Consider the following 21,247-nt stretch of genomic DNA (forward strand, 5'->3'; position numbering starts at 1 on the left):
ACGTTCGGTTTACTTAAATATAACAACTCAATAAAATAGGTGTGCTTTACGAACGGTAAAGTAACGTGTTTTTTTAATAGGTAACGATTATGTTATGGTTTCTTTTTTGTATCGCTTTACTGCTTGCCGGTTATTTTATCTACAGCAAGGTAGTAGAGAAGGTTTTCGTGGTAAACCCGAAACGTGAAACGCCCGCCTACACAAAGCAAGACGGCGTTGACTACGTGCCGATGACCAAGAAAAAAATTTGGTTGATCCAGTTGTTAAATATTGCCGGAACCGGTCCGATTTTCGGCCCGATTCTTGGGGCGTTGTACGGACCTGTGGCGATGTTATGGATTGTTTTCGGTTGTATTTTTGCCGGTGCGGTGCACGATTATTTAACCGGGATGTTAAGTATTCGTAACGGCGGGGCGAATATTCCGTATTTGGCGGGGAAATATTTAGGCGCGCCGGCAAAACATTTTATGAATGTGTTGGCGATTTTACTGCTTTTATTGGTCGGTGTCGTATTTGTAGCAAGTCCGGCTTCCTTATTGACTAACATTACCAACGAACTGATGACCTCCGGCTCCGTCGGTGCCGCAGCGGTGAATGACGAAGCGGGCGTTGAAAAAACGAATATCTTAGCGATTTGGACGACCATTATTTTTGTGTATTACATCGTCGCGACATTAGTGCCGATTGATAAAATTATCGGTCGTATCTATCCGTTTTTCGGTGCGTTATTGTTATTTATGACTTGCGGAATGTTGTTCGGTTTATTCTTTGAAGGTATTCCGTTCTTTAGAACCGTCGGCTCGGATGTCGGTTTCTTGGATTTCTTCAAAAATATGCATCCGGATGGCACACCGATTTGGCCGATTTTGTTCGTCACCATTGCGTGCGGCGCGATTTCCGGCTTCCACGCCACGCAATCGCCGTTAATGGCGCGTTGTACCGAAAATGAAAAAGAAGGTCGTTTTATTTTCTACGGCGCAATGATCGGCGAAGGGATTATCGCATTGATTTGGTGTATGGTCGGCTTAAGTTTCTATAATGATCAAGCCTCTTTAGCGGAAGCCATCAAAATCGGTACGCCGGCGAAAGTGGTATATGATTCTGCGATCGGAATGTTAGGTTTATTCGGCGGTATTTTAGCAGTGTTAGGTGTGGTCGTCTTACCGATTACCTCCGGTGATACGGCGTTCCGTGCGGCACGTTTATTAATTGCCGATTTCTTCAAATATGATCAACGTAATATCGTTAAACGTTTAACCATTGCGATTCCGCTTTTTGCGATCGGATATTATGTATCCACTATTGACTTCTCGTTACTATGGCGTTATTTCGGTTGGGCGAACCAAACGACCGCAATGGTGACTTTGTGGGTCGGCGCAGCGTTCTTATATCGTAACGGCAAATTCCACTGGATTGCGACGATTCCTGCGATCTTTATGACATTAGTCTGCTCAACTTTTATTCTGAACGCGAAAATCGGCTTAGGATTCAGCTATGATTTATCCGTTTGGGGCGGTATCGTTTGCACGGTCGTTTCCGTCTTGGCATTCTTTAAATTGCTGAAACCGATGGCGAAAGACGAAGGCAACGAAAGCTAGTCGATCTCGGTTCTTTTATCCGTAAAGCCGCTTCAATATCACGAAGCGGCTTTATTTTTGTCCGAAAGAATATACAAAACTTTACGTTATTAAGGAGTTAAACCGCTTGCAAGTTATCCGAACTAATAATAAACTTATCTGAAGTGGTAAAAAGTGGTGTTTTGTGGAGAATTTTGCTTAAAAACATCCTTTATCAAGATAAATTTTTACTCATTGACTCCTTTGAAAGGAAACCTATGTTTCGCGGCGCATCTTCGGTAAATTTGGATTCAAAGGGTCGCATTGCGATCCCGACCCGTTATCGTCCCGAAATATTGGAAAAAAATCAAGGACAAATGGTTTGTACGGTGGATATTCGGCAACCTTGTTTGTTGCTTTATCCGTTGAACGAATGGGAAATTATCGAACAAAAATTACTGAATTTATCGAATTTCGAACCGATGCAACGTAGCGTACAACGCGTAATGCTCGGCTATGCGACGGAATGTGAATTAGATAATGCCGGTCGAATTTTAATTAGCGCTCCGTTACGCCAACACGCAAAATTAGAAAAAAGTATTATGTTGGTCGGGCAATTAAATAAATTCGAGATTTGGAGCGAAGCGGAATGGCAAGCGCAAATCGAACAAGATATGGCGTTGGGCGCAAGCGGCGAGCTTGCTTCATCACCGGAATTAATTACGCTGTCGGTATAAGAGAAAGATTGCTTTCCAAAAAAGAACAGCGGCACTAGCAAAGATAAGCGGTGTACCTAGTACACCGCCTTATCTTCCTTAAATTACATTATTTTTTTATTCTTTTATTAATGATTATGAACGCGCAGAATTCGTTTTCCTCACCTGAACATATGACCGTTTTATTGCACGAAGCGGTTGACGGTTTGGCGTTGAAAGAAAACGGGATTTATATTGACGGTACTTTCGGGCGCGGCGGTCATTCGCGTTTAATCCTTTCCCAACTAACCGGCGACGCTCGGCTTATTGCAATCGATCGTGATCCTAAAGCCATTGAAGCGGCGCAACAAATTCAAGATCCGCGTTTTCATATCGAACATAATAGCTTTTCGGCGATTGCGGAAATCTGCGAAAAGCTCGGTTTGGTCGGCAAAATCGACGGTATTTTATTAGATCTCGGCGTGTCATCGCCGCAGCTGGACGAAGCGGAACGTGGATTCAGCTTTATGAAAGACGGCCCCTTAGATATGCGAATGGACACGACGCAAGGGCTTTCCGCAGCGCAATGGTTACAGCAAGTGTCCGAATCCGATTTGGCGTGGGTCTTAAAAACCTTCGGTGAAGAACGTTTTGCCAAACGCATTGCGCAAGCGATTGTCAATTACAACAAAAGTGCGGTGCAAAATGGTACCGAACCGCTTAGTCGAACCTTACAATTAGCGGAATTAATCGCCCAATCCGTCCCTTTTAAAGATAAGCATAAACATCCGGCAACCCGCAGTTTTCAGGCTATTCGTATTTTTATTAACGCCGAATTGGACGAGCTTGATCGCGTACTCACAGCCGCATTAAGGGTTTTAGCACCGCAAGGCAGATTGTCGGTGATCAGTTTTCATTCTTTGGAAGATCGCACCGTAAAACATTTTATGCGCAAACAAAGCAAAGGCGAAGATATTCCGAAAGGGCTTCCGTTGCGCGAAGATCAAATCAATCGTAATCGCACGTTGAAAACAATCGGTAAAGCGATTATGCCGAGCGAAGCCGAAATCGAACGCAATCCGCGTTCGCGTAGCGCCGTGTTGCGCGTTGCCGAGAGGGTTGCATAATGTTGGATAATTCGGAACGTTACCCGCTACAACAGATTATCTTGGAAGATCAGTTTTCCGCGAATAAATTAGCGATGATCCTAATGCTGAGCGTGGTGGCAACTGCATTGGGTACTATTTGGATTACGCACCAAACGCGCGGCTTAGTGGCGGAAAAAAACGAATTGGTTTTGCAACATCAAGCCTTGGAAGATGAATTTTTAAATCTGAAATTGGAAGAAGCCACACGAAGCGATAACACGCGGATTGAAGCCTTTGCTGCAGGAAAATTAAAAATGAAAGCCGTTTCTCCCGACCAAGAAGTGCTGATTTTAGAATAGAATCGAGGTGTTTCGATGATTAAATTTAATAATAAGAAAAATACCAATAAAAATAAGCGAAACGTCAACGCCGGTAGTGCCGTTAAACGCAATAAACCGAAAATTTCTTATGAAACCAGCTTTTTACGCGGTCGTTTCTATTGGGCGATTGCGGTTGTTTTATTCGGTTTAAGTGCCCTTATCGCGCGTGCTACTTATATTCAAGTGATTAATTCCGATCCTTTAATCGGTGAAGCGGATAATCGTTCTTTGCGTAAACAAGAAATTTTATCCGTGCGCGGTTCCATTTTGGATCGCAATGGGCAATTATTATCGGTCAGTGTGCCGATGTATTCGGTTGTCGCCGATCCGAAAGTGATATTCGATAAAAATTCCCTTGCTGATAAAGAACGTTGGAAAGCCTTGGCGGAAGTATTGGGCGTTTCGCATAGCAATTTGGTCAAACGAGTTGAGAAAAATCCGTCTTCACGTTTCGTTTATTTAGCTCGTCAAGTGTCGCCGACCGTAGGCGAATATATCAGCCAACTTAAAATTAAAGGGTTGGAACTGAAAACCGAAGCACGCCGTTTTTATCCGCGCGTAGAGGAAACCGCGCATTTAATCGGTTACACCAATATTGACGGCGAAGGCATCGAAGGCATTGAAAAAAGTTTTAACTCTTTATTGGTGGGCAAATCCGGTTCGCGTACTTATCGTAAAGATAAATACGGCAATGTGGTGGAAGACATTGCCGATGTGAAGAAATACGACGCGCACGATGTGACTTTGAGTATCGATGAAAAACTGCAATCAATGGTTTATCGCGAAATTAAAAAAGCGGTTGCGGAAAATAAAGCGGAATCCGGTACGGCGGTTTTAGTGGATATTCGAACCGGCGAAGTGTTGGCGATGGCAAATGCGCCTTCTTACAACCCGAATAACCGTGTCGGCACGAAAGCGGATTTAATGCGTAACCGCGCGATTACCGATACGTTCGAACCGGGTTCGACGGTAAAACCTTTTGTAGTTTTGACCGCACTTCAACGTGGTGCAGCGCATCGTGACGAAGTGATTAACACCGGGCCGTTAGTGTTAAACGGACACGAAATTAAAGACGTGGCACCACGCGACAAACAAACCTTGGATCAAATTTTGGAAAATTCCAGTAACCGCGGGGTGAGCCGTTTGGCTTTGCGTATGCCGCCGAACGCATTAATGGAAACCTATCAAAACGCCGGTTTAGGCAAGCCGACGGATTTGGGCTTAATCGGCGAACAATCCGGTTTATTAAACGCCAATCGTAAACGTTGGGCGGATATCGAACGTGCTAACGTGGCGTATGGTTACGGGATTAACGCCACACCGTTACAAATCGCGCGCGCTTATGTCACGCTGGGTAGTTTCGGTATTTATCGTCCGCTTTCCATTACCAAAGTGGATCCGCCGGTGATCGGCAATCGCGTCTTTCCGGAAAAAACTACGCGTGAAGTGGTGAATATGATGGAAAAAGTCGCGATTAAAAATAAACGGGCGATGGTGGAAGGTTATCGCGTCGGGGTGAAAACCGGTACGGCGAAAAAATTGGAAAACGGGCGTTATGTGGATAAATATATCGCTTATACCGCCGGTGTCGCGCCGATTAGCGATCCGCGTTATGCGTTAATCGTTCTAATTAACGATCCGAAAGCGGGACAATATTACGGCGGTGCGGTTTCGGCGCCGGTATTCTCCAGCATTATGAGCTATGCGTTACGCGCAAATAATGTTCCGCCGGATGGTGTTGAACAAGACAAAGTGGCGAAACGAACCGTTCGTTTGGGCGATAAGAAAGAAGAAAAAGCCAATTAATCCGCAATGAAAAGGATAAAATTATGCAAGAATTAACCGCACTTTTCGGGCTGAAAGACTTGCCCGAAAAAGTGGAATTGAACGCAATGACTTTAGACAGCCGCTCTGTAAAGACTGGCTGTCTTTTCGTTGCCGTAAAAGGTCATCAAACCGACGGGCGCCGTTACATTCCGCAAGCGATTGCAAATGGCGCAAGTGCGGTGCTTTTTGAAGCGGATTCGGCAGCCGAGCATTTGCAGGTTCGTTTCGAAGGAAAAATTCCGCTTGTGGCATATTATCAATTACCGCAACATTTATCCGAAATTTCCGCACGCTTTTATCATCATCCTTCGCATCGTTTAACGTTGGTCGGCGTGACCGGCACCAACGGAAAAACCACCGTTGCGCAATTATTGGCACAATGGACGCAAATTCTAGGGCGCACCAGCGCGGTAATGGGCACAATCGGCAACGGTTTGTTCGGACAAGTGAAAGAAGCGGCGAATACCACGGGTTCCGCCTTGGAAATTCAAGCATCGTTGGATGATTTTACTCGACAAGGCGCAGATTTCGCCGCAATCGAAGTGTCCTCGCACGGATTGGTGCAACATCGCGTGGAAGCTTTGCGTTTTGCCGCAGCGATTTTTACCAATTTAAGCCGCGATCATTTGGATTATCATCACACAATGGAAAATTACGCGGCGGCAAAAAAACGTTTATTTTGTGAATTGGATACGCAGCATAAAATTATTAATGCGGATGACCCGATCGGGTTGCAATGGCTGACGGAGCTTTGCACGCAGGATCACAACGTAGTGGCGGTGAGTTGCGATCCGAATTATCAAGCGACGACCAAAAATTGGCTGAAATCCACCGCACTTTCTTTTCACGGCAAAGGCGCAACCATTGAATTTGAATCAAGTTGGGGAAACGGCGTATTACACAGCCCGCTTATCGGGGCGTTTAACGTCGGCAATTTATTGTTAGTGTTAGCCACTTTATTAACCTTGGGTTATCCTTTAGAGCGGTTAATTGCAACGGTTTCGCAATTACGCGGCGTGTGCGGGCGAATGGAAATGCTCACGCAAGCGCATAAACCGACGGCGATCGTGGATTATGCCCATACGCCTGATGCGTTGGAAAAAGCCTTGCAAGCGGCGCGTGTGCATTGCCAAGGCAAACTTTGGTGTATTTTCGGCTGCGGTGGTGATCGCGATCGCGGTAAACGCCCGTTAATGGCAGCGATTGCCGAAAGTTTTGCCGATGTGGTGATTGCGACGGATGATAATCCGCGCACCGAAGATCCGAAACAAATTATGCAAGATATTATCGCCGGTTTTACCCGTCCGACTGAAGTGCAAGTGATTCACAGCCGCGCCCAAGCTATTCGAACGGCAGTTCAAAGTGCGGTGGAAAATGACGTAATTTTAATTGCCGGTAAAGGGCACGAAGATTATCAAATTATCGGCACGACCAAACACCATTTTTCCGATCAGGAAACGGTGAAACAATATTTAAGTGATTAAAATGATTAAATTATCAACAAAACGTTTGGCGGAAATTTTAGCCGCACGACTTATCGGCGATGAAAATGTCGAAGTGGAAAATGTTAGCACGGACACGCGTCAGAATACGGCAAACGGCTTATTTTTCGCCTTAAAAGGTGAGAAATTTGATGCGCACGCTTATCTTGCGCAAGCGGTTGAACAAGGTTGTGTTGCGGTGGTGACGGATCATCAATGCGATATAAATGTGCCGCAATTAATTGTTGCGGATACGCGCTTTGCTTTGGGGCAATTAGCAAAATGGCTGAAAGCCGAATTGAGCCCAAAAACGGTGGCGATGACCGGTTCGTCGGGAAAAACTACGGTGAAAGAAATGACGGCGGCGATTTTGCAACAAAGTGCGGTCAATTCCGACGCGGTTTTGTTTACCAACGGGAATTTTAATAACGACATCGGCGTACCGTTGACGTTATTGCGCTTAACCGAACAACATCAATTTGCAGTGATTGAATTGGGCGCGAATCATATTGGTGAAATCGCTTATACGACGGATTTGGTTCGGCCTGACGTTGCTTTGGTGAATAACGTCGCCGCGGCGCATTTGGAAGGTTTCGGTAGCATTGAAGGCGTGGCGCAAGCGAAAGGCGAAATTTATCGCGGTTTAAACGAAAAAGGCACGGCGATCGTTAATTTGAATTGCCATTATTTAGATCAATGGCGCAAAGAAATCGGCGAACATCAAGTGCGGTCGTTTTCTGCGACGAATTCGCAAGCGGATTTTTATGCCGATAATGTTCAGCTGACGGAAACCGGTTCGACTTTTACGCTACACAGTCCGCAAGGACAAATTGCGATTAATTTGCCGTATTTGGGTGAACATAATGTGAGTAACGCATTGGCGGCGGCGGCATTGGCAATAAGCGTCGGGGCGACGTTAAATGAGGTGAAACAAGGGTTGGAACATAAATCTCAAGTAAAAGGGCGTTTATTCCCGATTCAACCTTGCGAAAATCTGTTGTTGTTAGACGATACTTACAACGCCAACGTCGATTCTTTACAATCGGCGATCAATGTTTTACAAAAATATCGCGCTTTTCGCATTTTAGTTGTTGGCGATATGGCGGAATTGGGGGAAAATAGTCAAATTTGCCATCAACAAGTCGCGGAATTCGCCAAAGCGGCGAATTTAGACTTGGTGGTAAGTTTTGGTGAAGAAAGTGCGGTGATTTCCTCTTTGTGTCACGGAAAACATTTTACCGATAAACAGGAACTCAGTGCATTCGTACTTTCTCAAATTCAGCAGAAATTAAAAGAAAATCAAAAAGTCGTACTTTTAGCAAAAGGATCACGTCGGATGAAAATGGAAGATGTGATTAATACACTTAAGGATCATTTATTATGTTAGTCTGGCTTGCCGAGTATCTCCAACAATTTTATACCGGTTTCAATGTCGTTTCATACATTACGGTGCGCGCAATTATGGCATTATTGACCGCACTTTTATTGTCGTTATGGATCGGGCCGAAAGTCATCCGCCGTTTACAAATCCTAAAATTCGGTCAAGAAGTGCGCAATGACGGGCCGGAAAGTCATTTAAGCAAAAAAGGCACGCCGACAATGGGCGGTATAATGATCCTATTTGCTATCGGCGTCAGCACATTATTATGGGCGAATTTGGCGAATCCGTATATTTGGTTCAGTTTGCTGGTGTTATTCGGTTACGGTGCGGTCGGTTTTGTGGACGATTATCGTAAAATCACGCGGAAAAATACCGACGGATTAATTGCGCGCTGGAAGTATTTCTGGTTGTCGGTAATCGCATTAGTCGCCGTTTTCGGAATGTACGCCGTGGGAAAAGATACCGATGCTACCCGCCTTGTTGTGCCGTTTTTCAAAGAAATTATGCCGCAATTAGGGCTGTTTTATATTGTGTTGGCGTATTTTGTTATCGTCGGTACCAGTAACGCGGTGAACTTAACCGACGGTTTGGACGGCTTGGCGATAATGCCGACCGTATTTGTTGCCGGTGCTTTCGCATTAATCGCGTGGGCGACGGGCAATATCGAATGGTCGAAATATCTTTACATTCCTTATATTAAATTTACCTCCGAATTGGTGGTATTTTGTACCGCTATCGTCGGCGCCGGTTTAGGTTTCTTATGGTTTAACACCTATCCCGCGCAAGTGTTTATGGGCGATGTGGGTTCCTTAGCGCTTGGTGGTGCGTTAGGCGTCGTGGCGGTATTGGTTCGTCAAGAATTTTTATTGGTGATTATGGGCGGCGTGTTTGTAATGGAAACCGTTTCAGTGATTTTGCAAGTGGGCTCTTATAAATTGCGCAAACAACGTATTTTCCGAATGGCGCCGATTCATCACCATTTCGAACTGAAAGGCTGGCCGGAGCCGCGCGTGATTATCCGTTTTTGGATTATTTCGTTAATGTTAGTGTTGCTCGGTTTGGTTACGTTGAAATTGCGTTAAGGCGAAAATATGAATAATCAATATCAAAATAAAACGATTTGTGTCATCGGATTAGGTAAAACCGGTCTATCTTGCGTCGATTTTCTAACTGCGCAAGGCGCCAACGTGCGTGTCATCGATACGCGGGCGAAACCGGCGGGCGCGGAATTATTGGATAAAAATATTCCGTTGCATACCGGCGGATTAAATCAGCAATGGCTGTTGGAAAGCGAGATGATTGTGATTAGTCCGGGCTTGGCGGTAAAAACACCTGAAATTCAGACCGCACTTCAAGCAGGCGTCGAAGTGGTCGGTGATATTGAATTATTTTGCCGCGCGGCAAATAAACCTATTATTGCAATTACCGGTTCGAACGGCAAAAGTACCGTGACCACGCTTGTGACCGAAATGGCGAAAGCGGCGGGCATAAAAGTCGGAATGGGCGGAAATATCGGTATTCCGGCATTATCTTTATTGGAGCAAGATTATGATCTTTATGTGTTGGAATTATCCAGTTTCCAACTTGAAACCACCTATAGTTTGAAAGCTGCGGCAGCGACCGTGTTAAACGTGACCGAAGATCATATGAATCGCTATGTGGATTTGGAAGATTATCGCCAAGCCAAACTTAAAATTTACCAAAACAGCCGCGTAGCCGTGGTGAACGCGGAAGATCCGCTCACGCGCGAAGACGGCAAACAAAGTGCGCAGCAACAGGTGTCTTTCGGTGAACACAATGCGGATTATTGGTTGAAAACCGAGAATGGTCAGCAATTTTTAATGTGGCGTGATGAAGTGATTTTACCTTGCGCCGAAGTGAAATTAAGCGGACGTCACAATTATATGAATGCTTTGGCGTCCATTGCCTTGGCGCAAGCGGTCGGAGTGAATTTAGACGGAATTCGCACCGCACTTCGCGAGTTCGGCGGATTGGATCACCGTTTCCAATTAGCGCATTTTAGCAACGGCGTGCGTTGGATTAATGATTCTAAAGCCACCAACGTCGGCAGTACGGTTGCTGCGTTAACCGGTTTACATTTAGAGGGTAATCTATATTTATTGCTCGGCGGCGATGGCAAAGGCGCGGATTTTTCCGAACTACAAAAATTGATTGATAAACCGAATTTCTATTGCTATTGCTTTGGTCAAGATGGTGCTGCATTGGCGGCATTATCGGCGCAAAGTCACTTGTTCGATACAATGGAGCAAGCCATTGAAAGCCTACGTCCGTTGTTAAAATCGGGCGATATGGTGTTATTATCGCCGGCGTGCGCCAGTTTGGATCAGTTCGCCTCCTTTGAAAAACGCGGGGAAGAATTTACCCGTTTGGCAAAATTAAGTTAGAGTCGGATCAATGCAATTTACCGAAACGCTGAAAGCCTATTATGAACGTTGGACTACATTAGCGCCGAGCAATTTATTGTATGATCGTGCGCTGATATGGTTGTTTATTATTCTATTATTAGTCGGTCTGGTTGCCGTTTCGTCGGCGTCGATTCCCGTCGGTACGCGCTTGTTCAACGATCCCTTTTATTTTGCCAAGCGTGACGCCGGTTATGTCGTAGTTTCACTATTTGCCTGCTATTTCTGTTTGCAAATTTCAATGGAAAGCTGGGAAAAATGGCACGCCTATTTATTTTGGGCAGCGGTATTTCTCTTAGTTTTGGTACTTGTACCGGGAATCGGTTCCAAAATCAACGGCGCACGACGTTGGATCTCATTGGTTTTCTTCAATTTCCAACCGGCGGAATTTGCAAAATTGGCGCTGACTTGTTTCTTGGCGAGCTATTTTACCCGCCGTTATGACGAAGTACGCAGCCGCAAACTCAGTGCCTTTAAACCGATGATCGTAATGGGGGTGCTCGGCGGATTATTGTTGTTGCAGCCGGATTTGGGAAGTACGGTGGTGCTTTTTGTGATCACCTTCGGTTTATTATTTATTACCGGCGCAAACTTCTGGCAATTCGTGGCGTTAGGCGGCTGCGGCGTCGGATTGATTTTGATATTGGCGGTATCGTCGGCATACCGCTTAAAACGTTTAACCGGCTTTATGGATCCCTTCCAAGACCCTTACGGCACGGGGTTCCAGCTTTCCAACTCGTTAATGGCGTTCGGGCGCGGCGAATTTACCGGTGAAGGATTGGGTAATTCGATTCAAAAATTAGAATATCTGCCGGAAGCGCATACCGACTTCGTAATGGCGGTGATCGGCGAAGAATTCGGCTTTATCGGTATTCTGACTGTGGTGATTTTGTTGGCGTTATTGATTTTCCGCGCAATGAAAATCGGACGCGAATCCTTATTATTGGAACAACGCTTTAAAGGTTTTTTTGCCTTTGGTATCAGTTTCTGGATTTTTTTCCAAGGCTTTGTCAATTTAGGTATGGCGTTGGGATTATTGCCGACCAAAGGGTTAACTTTCCCGTTGGTCAGTTACGGCGGTTCAAGTTTAATTATTATGTCCGTAACGATCGGCGTATTATTGCGTATTGATCACGAAAACCGTTTAATGCGTGGCGGTCAGGCGCGCTTGCGGGATGATTAAGGATAAAATTGTGACTAAGGAAACCAAAAAGAAATTATTAGTAATGGCGGGCGGCACCGGCGGACACGTTTTTCCGGCAATTGCCGTTGCGCGCTGTTTACAGCAACAAGGTTGGGAAATCTGTTGGCTGGGAACAAAAGATCGAATGGAAGCGCAGCTTGTGCCTAAACACGGCATTCCTATCGAATTTATTCAAATTTCAGGCTTGCGCGGTAAGGGCATTAAAGCCTTATTAGCTGCGCCCTTTGCCATTTTCCGTGCGGTAATGCAGGCGCGAAAAATTATTCGTCGCTATCAACCGAATGCTGTGTTGGGAATGGGCGGTTATGTTTCGGGGCCGGGCGGTATTGCGGCGAAATTGTGCGGCGTGCCGATTATTTTGCACGAACAAAATGCCGTCGCCGGTTTAACCAACAGTTGGTTGGCGAAAATCGCTGCGCGCGTGTTGCAAGCTTTTCCGACAGCCTTTGCCAATGCCGAAGTGGTGGGCAATCCGGTCAGACAAGATTTATTTGCAATGCCGGCGCCGCAAACGCGATTTGCCGGAAGAGAAGGGAAATTGAAGGTGTTGGTGGTCGGCGGTAGTCAGGGCGCCAGAGTATTGAATTTAGTAATGCCGCAAGTGGTCGAACGCTTGGGCGATAAATTACAGGTTCGTCATCAAGTTGGCGCCGGATCCGTTGAAAATATCACCGCACTTTATGCGCCGAAGGCGGATGTCACCGTCACCGAATTTATTGATGATATGGCGGAAGCTTATGCGTGGGCGGATATTGTGATTTGTCGTTCCGGTGCGTTGACGGTGTGCGAATTGGCGGCGGTGGGGACGCCGGCGATTTTCGTGCCGTTCCAACATAAAGATCAGCAGCAATATTTAAACGCGAAATATTTGGCGGATGTCGGCGCGGCGGAAATCATTCAACAAAAAGATTTAACTGCGGATGCGTTGGTAGAATTATTAAATCGTTTGGATCGTGAGAAATTATTAGCTATGGCGATCAAGGCGAAAGAAATGGCGGCTCCGTTGTCTGCACAGCGTGTTGCGGACGTGGTGGCGGAAGCGGCGAAATAATCGAATTTGGGGATAGACAAATGAAAGCTTTTCAAGAAAGAGTCAGACAAACCGTGCCGGAAATGCGACGGGTAAAACAGATCCATTTTGTCGGTATCGGCGGTGCCGGAATGGGCGGTATCGCGGAAGTATTGTTAAACGAGGGTTATGTGGTGACCGGTTCCGATATTGCGGAAAGTGCGGTGACAAATCGTTTAATTTCATTGGGGGCGAAAGTGTATTTTTCTCACGAAGCCTCGAATGTGGAAGGTGCTAGTGTCGTGGTGGTATCCAGCGCAATCAAAAATGATAATTTAGAAGTAGTTGCGGCGCATCAAAAACGTATTCCGGTGATTCAACGAGCGCAAATGCTGGCGGAAATTATGCGTTTCAGACACGGTATCGCCGTGGCGGGTACGCACGGAAAAACTACTACAACTGCAATGATTTCAATGATTTATGCGCAAGCAGGATTAGACCCGACCTTTGTAAACGGCGGTTTGGTCAAATCGGCAGGTACTAATGCGCATTTAGGTTGCAGCCGTTATTTAATCGCCGAAGCCGATGAAAGCGACGCGTCGTTTTTACATTTGCAACCGATGGTTTCCGTGGTCACGAATATAGAACCGGATCATATGGATACTTATCACGGTGATTTTGAAGAAATGAAACAAACCTATGTGAATTTCTTACATAATTTACCGTTTTACGGATTAGCGGTGCTATGTGCGGATGATCCGGTTTTGCACGAACTGATCCCGCAAGTCGGTCGCCAAGTGGTGACATACGGCTTTAGCGAACACGCCGATTATCGGATTGAAGATTATCAACAAACCGGTTTTCAAGGGCATTATACGGTGGTGACTCCGGCCGGAAAACGCATTGACGTGTTGTTAAACGTGCCGGGCAAACATAATGCGTTAAATGCGACGGCGGCGTTAGCGGTGGCGAAAGAAGAAGGTATCGGCGATGAGGCTATTTTAGCTGCGTTGGCGGATTTCCAAGGCGCGGGACGTCGTTTTGATCAGCTGGGTGAATTTATTCGTCCGAACGGTAAAGTAATGTTGGTGGACGATTACGGACACCACCCGACCGAAGTGGGCGTGACCATTGATGCAGCACGCAAAGGCTGGGAAAACAAGCGAATCGTGATGATTTTCCAACCGCATCGTTATTCGAGAACCCGCGATTTGTTCGATGATTTCGTGCGCGTGTTATCCCAAGTGGATTGTTTAATTATGCTGGATGTTTATGCGGCGGGCGAAGCGCCGATTGCCGGCGCGGACAGCCGTTCGTTGTGTCGTTCGATTCGTAATTTAGGCAAAGTGGATCCGATTTTTGTGGCGGATCACAGCCAATTAGCGGAAATTTTGGATCAAATTGTACAAGACGGCGATTTGATTTTAGCGCAAGGTGCGGGAAATGTGAGCAAATTATCCCGTCAATTAGCGGAAGTGTGGACAAAAGAATAGGAAGTAAGCAATGAGTAAACCGTTAAAACAACAAAAAATCGCCGTATTATTGGGCGGCACGTCCGCAGAACGCGAAGTGTCGCTAAACTCCGGAAGTGCGGTGCTAAATGCGTTAAAAAATCAAGGATTTGACGCACATCCCATCGATCCGAAAACTTTTCCTGTGGCGACCTTAAAAGAGCAAGGTTTCGATCGCGTGTTTAATATCTTGCATGGACGCGGCGGCGAAGATGGCACAATGCAAGGCTTGTTGGAACAAATCGGTATGCCTTACACCGGCTGCGGCGTAATGGCATCGGCACTGACAATGGATAAAATGCGCACCAAAATGTTATGGAAAGCTTTCGGTTTGCCGGTGGCGGATATGGTGATTGTGACGCGCAGCACCTTTGCCGAACTAAATCCGGCGGATGTTGTCGAAAAATTGGGATTGCCGTTAATGGTTAAGCCGTCTTTGGAAGGTTCAAGCGTCGGGTTAACCAAAGTGAAAGCCGTCGAAGAACTAAAAAGTGCGGTGGAAATTGCGTTAAATCACGATGAAACCGTTTTAATCGAAGAATGGTTGGCAGGGGATGAATTTACCGTGCCGGTATTGGATAGCGAAGTGTTACCGTCGATTAAAATCGTGCCGGAAGGCGAATTTTATGATTATAACGCCAAATATATTTCCGATAATACGCAATATTTTTGCCCGTCCGGTTTAAGCGATGAACGCGAGCAGGAATTAAAAGAATTGGTAAAACGCGCTTATGATGCGGTCGGTTGCCGCGGTTGGAGCCGTATTGACGTGATGATGAACGGAAACGGCGAATTCCGCTTGGTGGAAGTAAATACTAATCCGGGAATGACAAGCCATAGCTTATTCCCGAAATCGGCGGCAACGGTCGGTTATTCTTTTGAACAGCTTGTCGTGAAAATCTTGGAGTTGAGCGCGTAATGAAGTTATTACGGCATAAAACCACGCAAGGAATCCGGGCGGGGGCGCAAAAATCCGGCGTTTTTATGCAAATAAAGCCGCTGTTTGTGTTATTATGCCTAGGACTGGCGTTTTATGTTTATTCAAACTGGCAGGAATGGCTGGAAAAGTTAGATAGTCGCCCGATTAGCGCCTTTGCGCTTGTCGGTTCGCCCACATTTACGACGGATGCCGATGTGCGTGATACCTTGTTGAAAATGGGCGATTTAAAAGGTTTTTTCGGACAAGATATCGACTTGGTGCGAGAACAAATTCAAACGATGCCGTGGGTTAAAAGTGCGGTGGTGCGGAAAATCTGGCCGGATCGTTTGAGTATTTGGGTCGCCGAACATTATCCTGTGGCGGTTTGGAATGAAACCGATTATTTATCACGCGAAGGTGTGGTGTTTACATTACCGTCGGAGAAGGTAAAAGAACAAAATTTGCCTCGCTTGGCAGGGCCGGATTACCAAAGTGCGGTGGTTTTGGACGCTTGGAATAAAATTTATCAGGATTTGAAATCGAAAGGCTTGGTGCTAAAGGCTGTCGCCATTGATGCGCGAGGATCTTGGCAAGTGGTTTTGGATAATGACGTTAAATTGAAATTGGGTCGCGGCGATTGGAAAGAAAAGTTGGATCGTTTTGCGACGATTTATCCGCAAATTGAAGTTCCCGAAAATAAAAAACTGTCTTATGTGGATTTAAGATATGGTGTTGGTGCCGCCGTGGGTATGGTGGATGCCGACTAGCGCTAATAAAAGAATATTGTGAAGTTATAAAATGGCTAAAATTGTGGAATCGAAAACTATTGTAGGGTTGGAAGTCGGCACTTCTAAAGTCGTCGCGGTTGTCGGTGAAGTATTGCCGGACGGCGTGGTGAACGTGCTGGGCGTCGGAAGTTGTCCGTCGAAAGGTATTGATAAAGGCAGTATTACCGATTTAAGCGCTGTGGTCACCTCCATTCAACGCGCGATTGAAGCGGCGGAATCCGTTGCCGACTGCCAAATCATCAGTGTGACTTTGGCTATTACCGGCGAGCATATTCAAAGCCTGAACGAAAGCGGTTTCGTCCCTATTGCCGACGGTGAAGTGACCCAAGACGAAATTGATTCCGCAATGCATACGGCAAGTTCCGTGCGAATGGGCGAAGGTTTATCTTTATTGCATATTATTCCGCAAGAATATGCCGTGGATAAACAAATGAATATTAAAGATCCGCTCGGTTTGCAAGGCGTGCGTTTAAAAGCGCAAGCGCATTTGATCGCTTGTCATCAAGATTGGTTGAATAATCTGAAAAAAGCGGTGGAACGCTGTAAATTAAAAGTAGATAAAATCGTATTTTCCGGCGTAGCATCCGGTTATTCCGTGTTAACGGACGACGAAAAAGACTTAGGCGTGTGCTTGATCGATTTCGGTGCCGGCACGATGGACATTGTGGTCTATACCGACGGTGCATTGAGATTCAGTAAAGTGATTCCTTACGCAGGTAATCGCGTAACGGATGACATCGCATATTATTGTGCGACCTCAAGAGTGGAAGCGGAAGCCATTAAAATTAACTACGGTAGCGCCTTGAATCCGCCGAGTGCGAATCCGGATAAGAAAATCGAAGTCGTAGGCATCGGCGGGCGCGCACCGCGTATGTTAACCAAAGAAGAATTATCTAAAGCGACTTGCGGGCGTTATACCGAATTATTGAATTTGGTGAAATACGAATTGAATCAACTCAAATACGAGTTGGAAAATAAACAAATGAAATTGGAACTTATCGCCGGTGTCGTGATTACCGGCGGGGGAGCTCAAATCGAAGATTTAAAGCAATGCGCCGCCAATGTTTTCGGTACGCAAGTGCGTATCGGTAGTCCGTTAAATATTACCGGTTTGACAGATTATGTGAATAAACCGCAATATTCGACGGTTATCGGATTGCTACAATATAATCACAGCAATGAAGACGAGAGTCCGATTAATGATAACGGCAGCGGTAATGACGGTTTTTGGCGGTCTTTTACCTCGGCGATGAAAAATATTGCGAATAAAGTGCGCGCAGAATTTTGAGAATTTCAATTTTTAATCTACAATAAGAGTAATTTAGGTTTTAATTTTGTGCCGGTTTGGAAATTGGCATTGACGGAGAATAAATATGTTTGAACCAGTTGATTACGATCTTGGTGATATGGGCGGAGCTCTCATCAAAGTTGTTGGTGTCGGCGGCGGCGGCGGAAATGCCGTCAATCATATGGTTGCCAATATGGTGAAAAACGATATTGGCGGCACATTAATCGGTACCGATGAATTGAGTTACCCGACACCGGATGATGAACACGGCAGAATCATTTTCTATGCGGTGAATACCGATGCGCAAGCTTTGCGTAAAAGTAACGTACAACAAACGGTTCAAATCGGCGGCGCGACAACCAAAGGTTTGGGGGCAGGAGCCAATCCGAATGTAGGACGCAAAGCGGCGGAAGACGATCAAGATGCGATTCGGGCAATGTTGGAAGGCGCGGATATGGTGTTTATTGCTGCCGGTATGGGGGGCGGTACGGGAACCGGAGCCGCACCGATTGTTGCGCAGATCGCGAAAGAATTGGGTATTTTAACTGTTGCCGTCGTGACCAAACCGTTTTCCTTTGAAGGTAAAAAACGGATGCAATTCGCCGAAATGGGAATTAAGGAACTTTCTAAGCACGTTGACTCTCTAATTATTATACCGAATGAAAAATTGTTGAAGGTATTGGGCAAAAACGTCACCTTAATTCAAGCGTTTGCCGCCGCGAACGATATTTTGCGTAATGCGGTAACCGGTATTTCCGATATGATTACTTCGCCGGGAATGATTAACGTTGACTTTGCGGACGTTCGCACGGTAATGTCCGAAATGGGACGTGCGATGATGGGTTCCGGTATTGCGGAAGGTTCCGCAGGAGACGGTCGTGCGGAAAAAGCGGCGCAAGACGCGGTTGCCAGCCCGTTGTTGGAAGATGTGGATTTATCCGGTGCTAAGGGCGTATTGGTTAATATTACCGCCGGTTTTAATCTCGGTTTGGATGAATTTAATGCAGTGGGCGACATCATTCGAGCGTTTGCTTCCGATGAAGCGACCGTTGTGGTCGGGACGACGTTAGTGCCTGAAATGGAAGATGAAATTCGTGTTACTATCGTTGCGACCGGTATCGGTGATTTGGAAACGCCGGATATTCAAATTATGCCGAGAACACAAGGTCTTGCTCAACAACCGACGGCTCAACCGGCAATGAAACCGAATACGTCGGCTTTCGGACAATACGGTAATCAGGCGAATCCTTATGCGCATCAAGCGCAAGAGCCGGCGCCGAATCGTCCGGCAAATTTAGCGGATCGTAATATTTTGGATACGCCGATTACGGAAAGATTGACAACTCTTAAAAAGGATGAGAATCTGTTCAACGCAGCTCAGTTTATGCGTAATTCGGAAAAATAGTCCGCAAGGATAAATCTTGTTGTTTAACAATAAGTTAAGAGAAAAATTATGATAAAACAAAGAACATTGAAACAAAGCATTAAAGTTACCGGTGTGGGATTACATAGCGGTAATAAAGTGACCCTGACTCTGCGCCCTGCAATGGCGAATACAGGTGTCATTTATTGCCGTACCGATTTGAATCCGCCGGTTACTTTTCCGGCGAATGCCAATGCGGTTCGCGACACAATGCTTTGTACTTGTTTAGTTAATGAAGAAGGCGTGCGCATTTCCACGGTCGAACACTTAAATGCTGCGTTGGCGGGATTGGGAATCGATAACGTTATTATCGAAGTGGATGCGCCTGAAATTCCGATTATGGACGGTAGTGCTAGCCCGTTTATCTACTTATTGCTCGATGCCGGCATTGAAGAACAAAATGCTGCGAAAAAATTTATTCGCGTGAAACAGCCGATTCGCGTAGAAGACGGTGACAAATGGGCGGAATTTCGACCTTATAACGGTTTCCGTTTAAACTTTACGATTGATTTCGAACATCCTGCGATTAGCAAAAACGTGCGAAATTATGTAATGGATTTTTCCGCGCAAGCGTTCGTACAACAAATCAGCCGCGCAAGAACCTTCGGTTTTATGAAAGATATCGAATATCTTCAAGCGCAAGGTTTGGCTTTGGGCGGTAGCTTGGATAACGCCATCGTATTAGACGATTACCGTATTTTAAACGAAGACGGTTTACGTTTTAAAGACGAATTGGTACGCCATAAAATGTTGGATGCAATCGGCGATTTATATATGGCGGGTCACAATATCATCGGTGATTTCAAAGCCTATAAATCAGGGCACGGTTTAAACAACAAATTGCTCCGTGCTTTATTGGCGAACCAAGAAGCTTGGGAATTCGTGACCTTTGACGATAAAGCGCAAGTGCCGCAAGGTTATACTGCGCAAACTCAAGTCTTTATTTAATTCGGTTTTAATACCGAAAAAAGCTATATTTCGGCGAAATATAGCTTTTTTATTATGAATTTCTTCCTAAAGTGCGGTGTAATTTTGGGATGTTTTTGATTATAGGTGTAGTAACTAGGACGGCAATATGGCGCTTGATTTAACCGAAATTCGTCAACAAATTACGCAAATTGATCGTAATTTACTGAAATTATTATCCGAACGGCACCGTTTGGCATTTGATGTCGTGCGTAGTAAGGAAGTGACGCAAAAAGCATTGCGTGATGTGGAACGCGAACAGCAATTATTGCAAGAACTCGTTCGCTTTGCCGAAAATGAAAATTATCAATTAGAACCGCAATATATTACTCAAATCTTCCAAAAAATTATTGAAGACTCGGTATTAACGCAGCAAGTTTATTTACAAAAGAAGCTGAACGAACAGCGCGAACGCGATATTCATATCGCCTTCTTAGGTAAACGCGGTTCTTATTCTCATCTTGCCGCACGGAATTATGCGACTCGTTATCAGGAACAGCTTATCGAAATCAGCTGTAGCTCTTTTGAACAAATCTTTGAAAAAGTGCAAAGCGGCGAAGCGGATTACGGTGTCTTACCGCTTGAAAATACTACGTCCGGCGCAATTAACGAAGTGTATGATTTATTACAACACACCGAACTTTCATTGGTCGGCGAATTGGCTTATCCAATCAAACATTGCGTGTTGGTGAACGGGCAAGAAGATTTATCGCAAATCGATACCTTATATAGCCACCCGCAAGTCATTCAACAATGCAGCCAATTTATTCGTGAGTTGGATCGCGTTCATATTGAATATTGTGAAAGCAGCTCGCACGCAATGCAGTTGGTTTCAAGCTTGAACAAACCGAATATCGCCGCATTAGGCAATGAAGACGGTGGAAAATTATACGGACTGACCGTATTGAAATCTGGCATTGCCAACCAAGAAAACAATATCACGCGATTTATTGTGATTGCGAAAAATCCGGTGGTAGTTTCTCCGCAAATTCATACGAAGACCTTATTGTTAATGACCACCTCGCAACAAGCCGGTTCTTTGGTGGATGCGTTATTAGTGTTTAAAAAGCACAACATCAATATGACCAAATTGGAATCGCGCCCGATTTACGGCAAGCCTTGGGAAGAAATGTTCTATTTGGAAGTGGAAGCGAATATCAACAATCCGGATACTCAGGCGGCATTCGAGGAATTAAAACAATACAGTAATTTCCTAAAAGTGCTCGGCTGCTATCCGAGCGAAATCGTCAAACCGGCTAAGGTTTAAAACGGCGAATAAAACAAAGTGCGGTGATTTTTTTCGGTATT

General features: G+C 45.5%; 18 protein-coding genes. All 18 read left to right on the top strand.

What is annotated here, in order from left to right; translation table 11 throughout:
• The first annotated feature begins 89 nt into the window (after positions 1-89).
• The 18 genes from CVP04_RS06415 to pheA all read left to right on the top strand — a co-directional run bounded on the left by CVP04_RS06415 (position 90) and on the right by pheA (position 21,206).
• Positions 90-1,598 (top strand): carbon starvation CstA family protein, encoded by a 1,509-nt coding sequence (locus CVP04_RS06415; protein WP_100296682.1) that lies wholly within the window; start codon positions 90-92, stop codon positions 1,596-1,598.
• A gap of 236 nt (positions 1,599-1,834) precedes the next feature.
• Entirely contained in the window at positions 1,835-2,293 is a 459-nt protein-coding gene (mraZ, locus tag CVP04_RS06420) for a division/cell wall cluster transcriptional repressor MraZ (protein WP_100296683.1), read from the top strand.
• Between the two features lie 116 nt (positions 2,294-2,409).
• Entirely contained in the window at positions 2,410-3,378 is a 969-nt protein-coding gene (rsmH, locus tag CVP04_RS06425; protein WP_100296845.1) for a 16S rRNA (cytosine(1402)-N(4))-methyltransferase RsmH, read from the top strand.
• Positions 3,378-3,698 (top strand): cell division protein FtsL, encoded by a 321-nt coding sequence (gene ftsL / locus CVP04_RS06430; protein WP_100296684.1) that lies wholly within the window; start codon positions 3,378-3,380, stop codon positions 3,696-3,698. Before rsmH ends, ftsL begins: the two co-directional genes overlap by 1 nt.
• Positions 3,699-3,713: 15 nt before the next feature.
• On the top strand, positions 3,714-5,525 hold the full coding sequence (gene ftsI / locus CVP04_RS06435; RefSeq protein ID WP_100296685.1) for a peptidoglycan glycosyltransferase FtsI: 1,812 nt from the start codon (positions 3,714-3,716) through the stop codon (positions 5,523-5,525).
• Between the two features lie 23 nt (positions 5,526-5,548).
• On the top strand, positions 5,549-7,030 hold the full coding sequence (gene murE / locus CVP04_RS06440) for a UDP-N-acetylmuramoyl-L-alanyl-D-glutamate--2,6-diaminopimelate ligase (RefSeq protein ID WP_100296686.1): 1,482 nt from the start codon (positions 5,549-5,551) through the stop codon (positions 7,028-7,030).
• A gap of 1 nt (position 7,031) precedes the next feature.
• Entirely contained in the window at positions 7,032-8,414 is a 1,383-nt protein-coding gene (gene murF / locus CVP04_RS06445; RefSeq protein ID WP_100296687.1) for a UDP-N-acetylmuramoyl-tripeptide--D-alanyl-D-alanine ligase, read from the top strand.
• Positions 8,408-9,490: a phospho-N-acetylmuramoyl-pentapeptide-transferase gene (gene mraY / locus CVP04_RS06450; protein ID WP_100296688.1), complete on the top strand. Its 1,083-nt coding sequence runs from the start codon at positions 8,408-8,410 to the stop codon at positions 9,488-9,490. The genes murF and mraY overlap by 7 nt, the downstream gene beginning before the upstream one ends.
• A 9-nt stretch (positions 9,491-9,499) precedes the next feature.
• A complete protein-coding gene (murD, locus tag CVP04_RS06455; RefSeq protein WP_100296689.1) occupies positions 9,500-10,813 on the top strand; it encodes a UDP-N-acetylmuramoyl-L-alanine--D-glutamate ligase in 1,314 nt (437 codons plus the stop codon).
• Positions 10,814-10,823: 10 nt separating this feature from the next.
• The gene (gene ftsW, locus CVP04_RS06460) at positions 10,824-12,014 is read left to right on the top strand and encodes a putative lipid II flippase FtsW (protein WP_100296690.1); all 1,191 of its coding nucleotides are present in this window, start codon (positions 10,824-10,826) and stop codon (positions 12,012-12,014) included.
• Positions 12,007-13,086 carry an undecaprenyldiphospho-muramoylpentapeptide beta-N-acetylglucosaminyltransferase gene (gene murG, locus CVP04_RS06465; RefSeq protein WP_100296691.1) on the top strand — a complete coding sequence of 360 codons (1,080 nt, stop codon included), beginning with the start codon at positions 12,007-12,009 and terminating at the stop codon, positions 13,084-13,086. The genes ftsW and murG overlap by 8 nt, the downstream gene beginning before the upstream one ends.
• A 20-nt stretch (positions 13,087-13,106) precedes the next feature.
• Positions 13,107-14,537, top strand: coding sequence for a UDP-N-acetylmuramate--L-alanine ligase (gene murC, locus CVP04_RS06470; protein ID WP_100296692.1), 1,431 nt, complete (start codon positions 13,107-13,109; stop codon positions 14,535-14,537).
• 10 nt (positions 14,538-14,547) lie between these two features.
• On the top strand, positions 14,548-15,474 hold the full coding sequence (locus CVP04_RS06475; RefSeq protein WP_100296693.1) for a D-alanine--D-alanine ligase: 927 nt from the start codon (positions 14,548-14,550) through the stop codon (positions 15,472-15,474).
• Complete coding sequence (locus tag CVP04_RS06480; protein ID WP_100296694.1) at positions 15,474-16,241, top strand: cell division protein FtsQ/DivIB; 768 nt, start codon at positions 15,474-15,476, stop codon at positions 16,239-16,241. Before CVP04_RS06475 ends, CVP04_RS06480 begins: the two co-directional genes overlap by 1 nt.
• Before the next feature lie 31 nt (positions 16,242-16,272).
• Positions 16,273-17,550 (top strand): cell division protein FtsA, encoded by a 1,278-nt coding sequence (ftsA, locus tag CVP04_RS06485; protein ID WP_100296695.1) that lies wholly within the window; start codon positions 16,273-16,275, stop codon positions 17,548-17,550.
• A gap of 85 nt (positions 17,551-17,635) precedes the next feature.
• Positions 17,636-18,955 (top strand): cell division protein FtsZ, encoded by a 1,320-nt coding sequence (gene ftsZ / locus CVP04_RS06490; protein WP_100296696.1) that lies wholly within the window; start codon positions 17,636-17,638, stop codon positions 18,953-18,955.
• A 48-nt stretch (positions 18,956-19,003) separates the two neighbouring features.
• Positions 19,004-19,921: a UDP-3-O-acyl-N-acetylglucosamine deacetylase gene (lpxC, locus tag CVP04_RS06495; protein ID WP_100296697.1), complete on the top strand. Its 918-nt coding sequence runs from the start codon at positions 19,004-19,006 to the stop codon at positions 19,919-19,921.
• Between the two features lie 127 nt (positions 19,922-20,048).
• Positions 20,049-21,206 (top strand): prephenate dehydratase, encoded by a 1,158-nt coding sequence (pheA, locus tag CVP04_RS06500; RefSeq protein ID WP_100296698.1) that lies wholly within the window; start codon positions 20,049-20,051, stop codon positions 21,204-21,206.
• The last annotated feature ends 41 nt before the right edge of the window (positions 21,207-21,247 follow it).

Origin of the sequence: Caviibacterium pharyngocola (genome assembly GCF_002795405.1) — a bacterium.
Classification (GTDB): domain Bacteria; phylum Pseudomonadota; class Gammaproteobacteria; order Enterobacterales; family Pasteurellaceae; genus Caviibacterium; species Caviibacterium pharyngocola.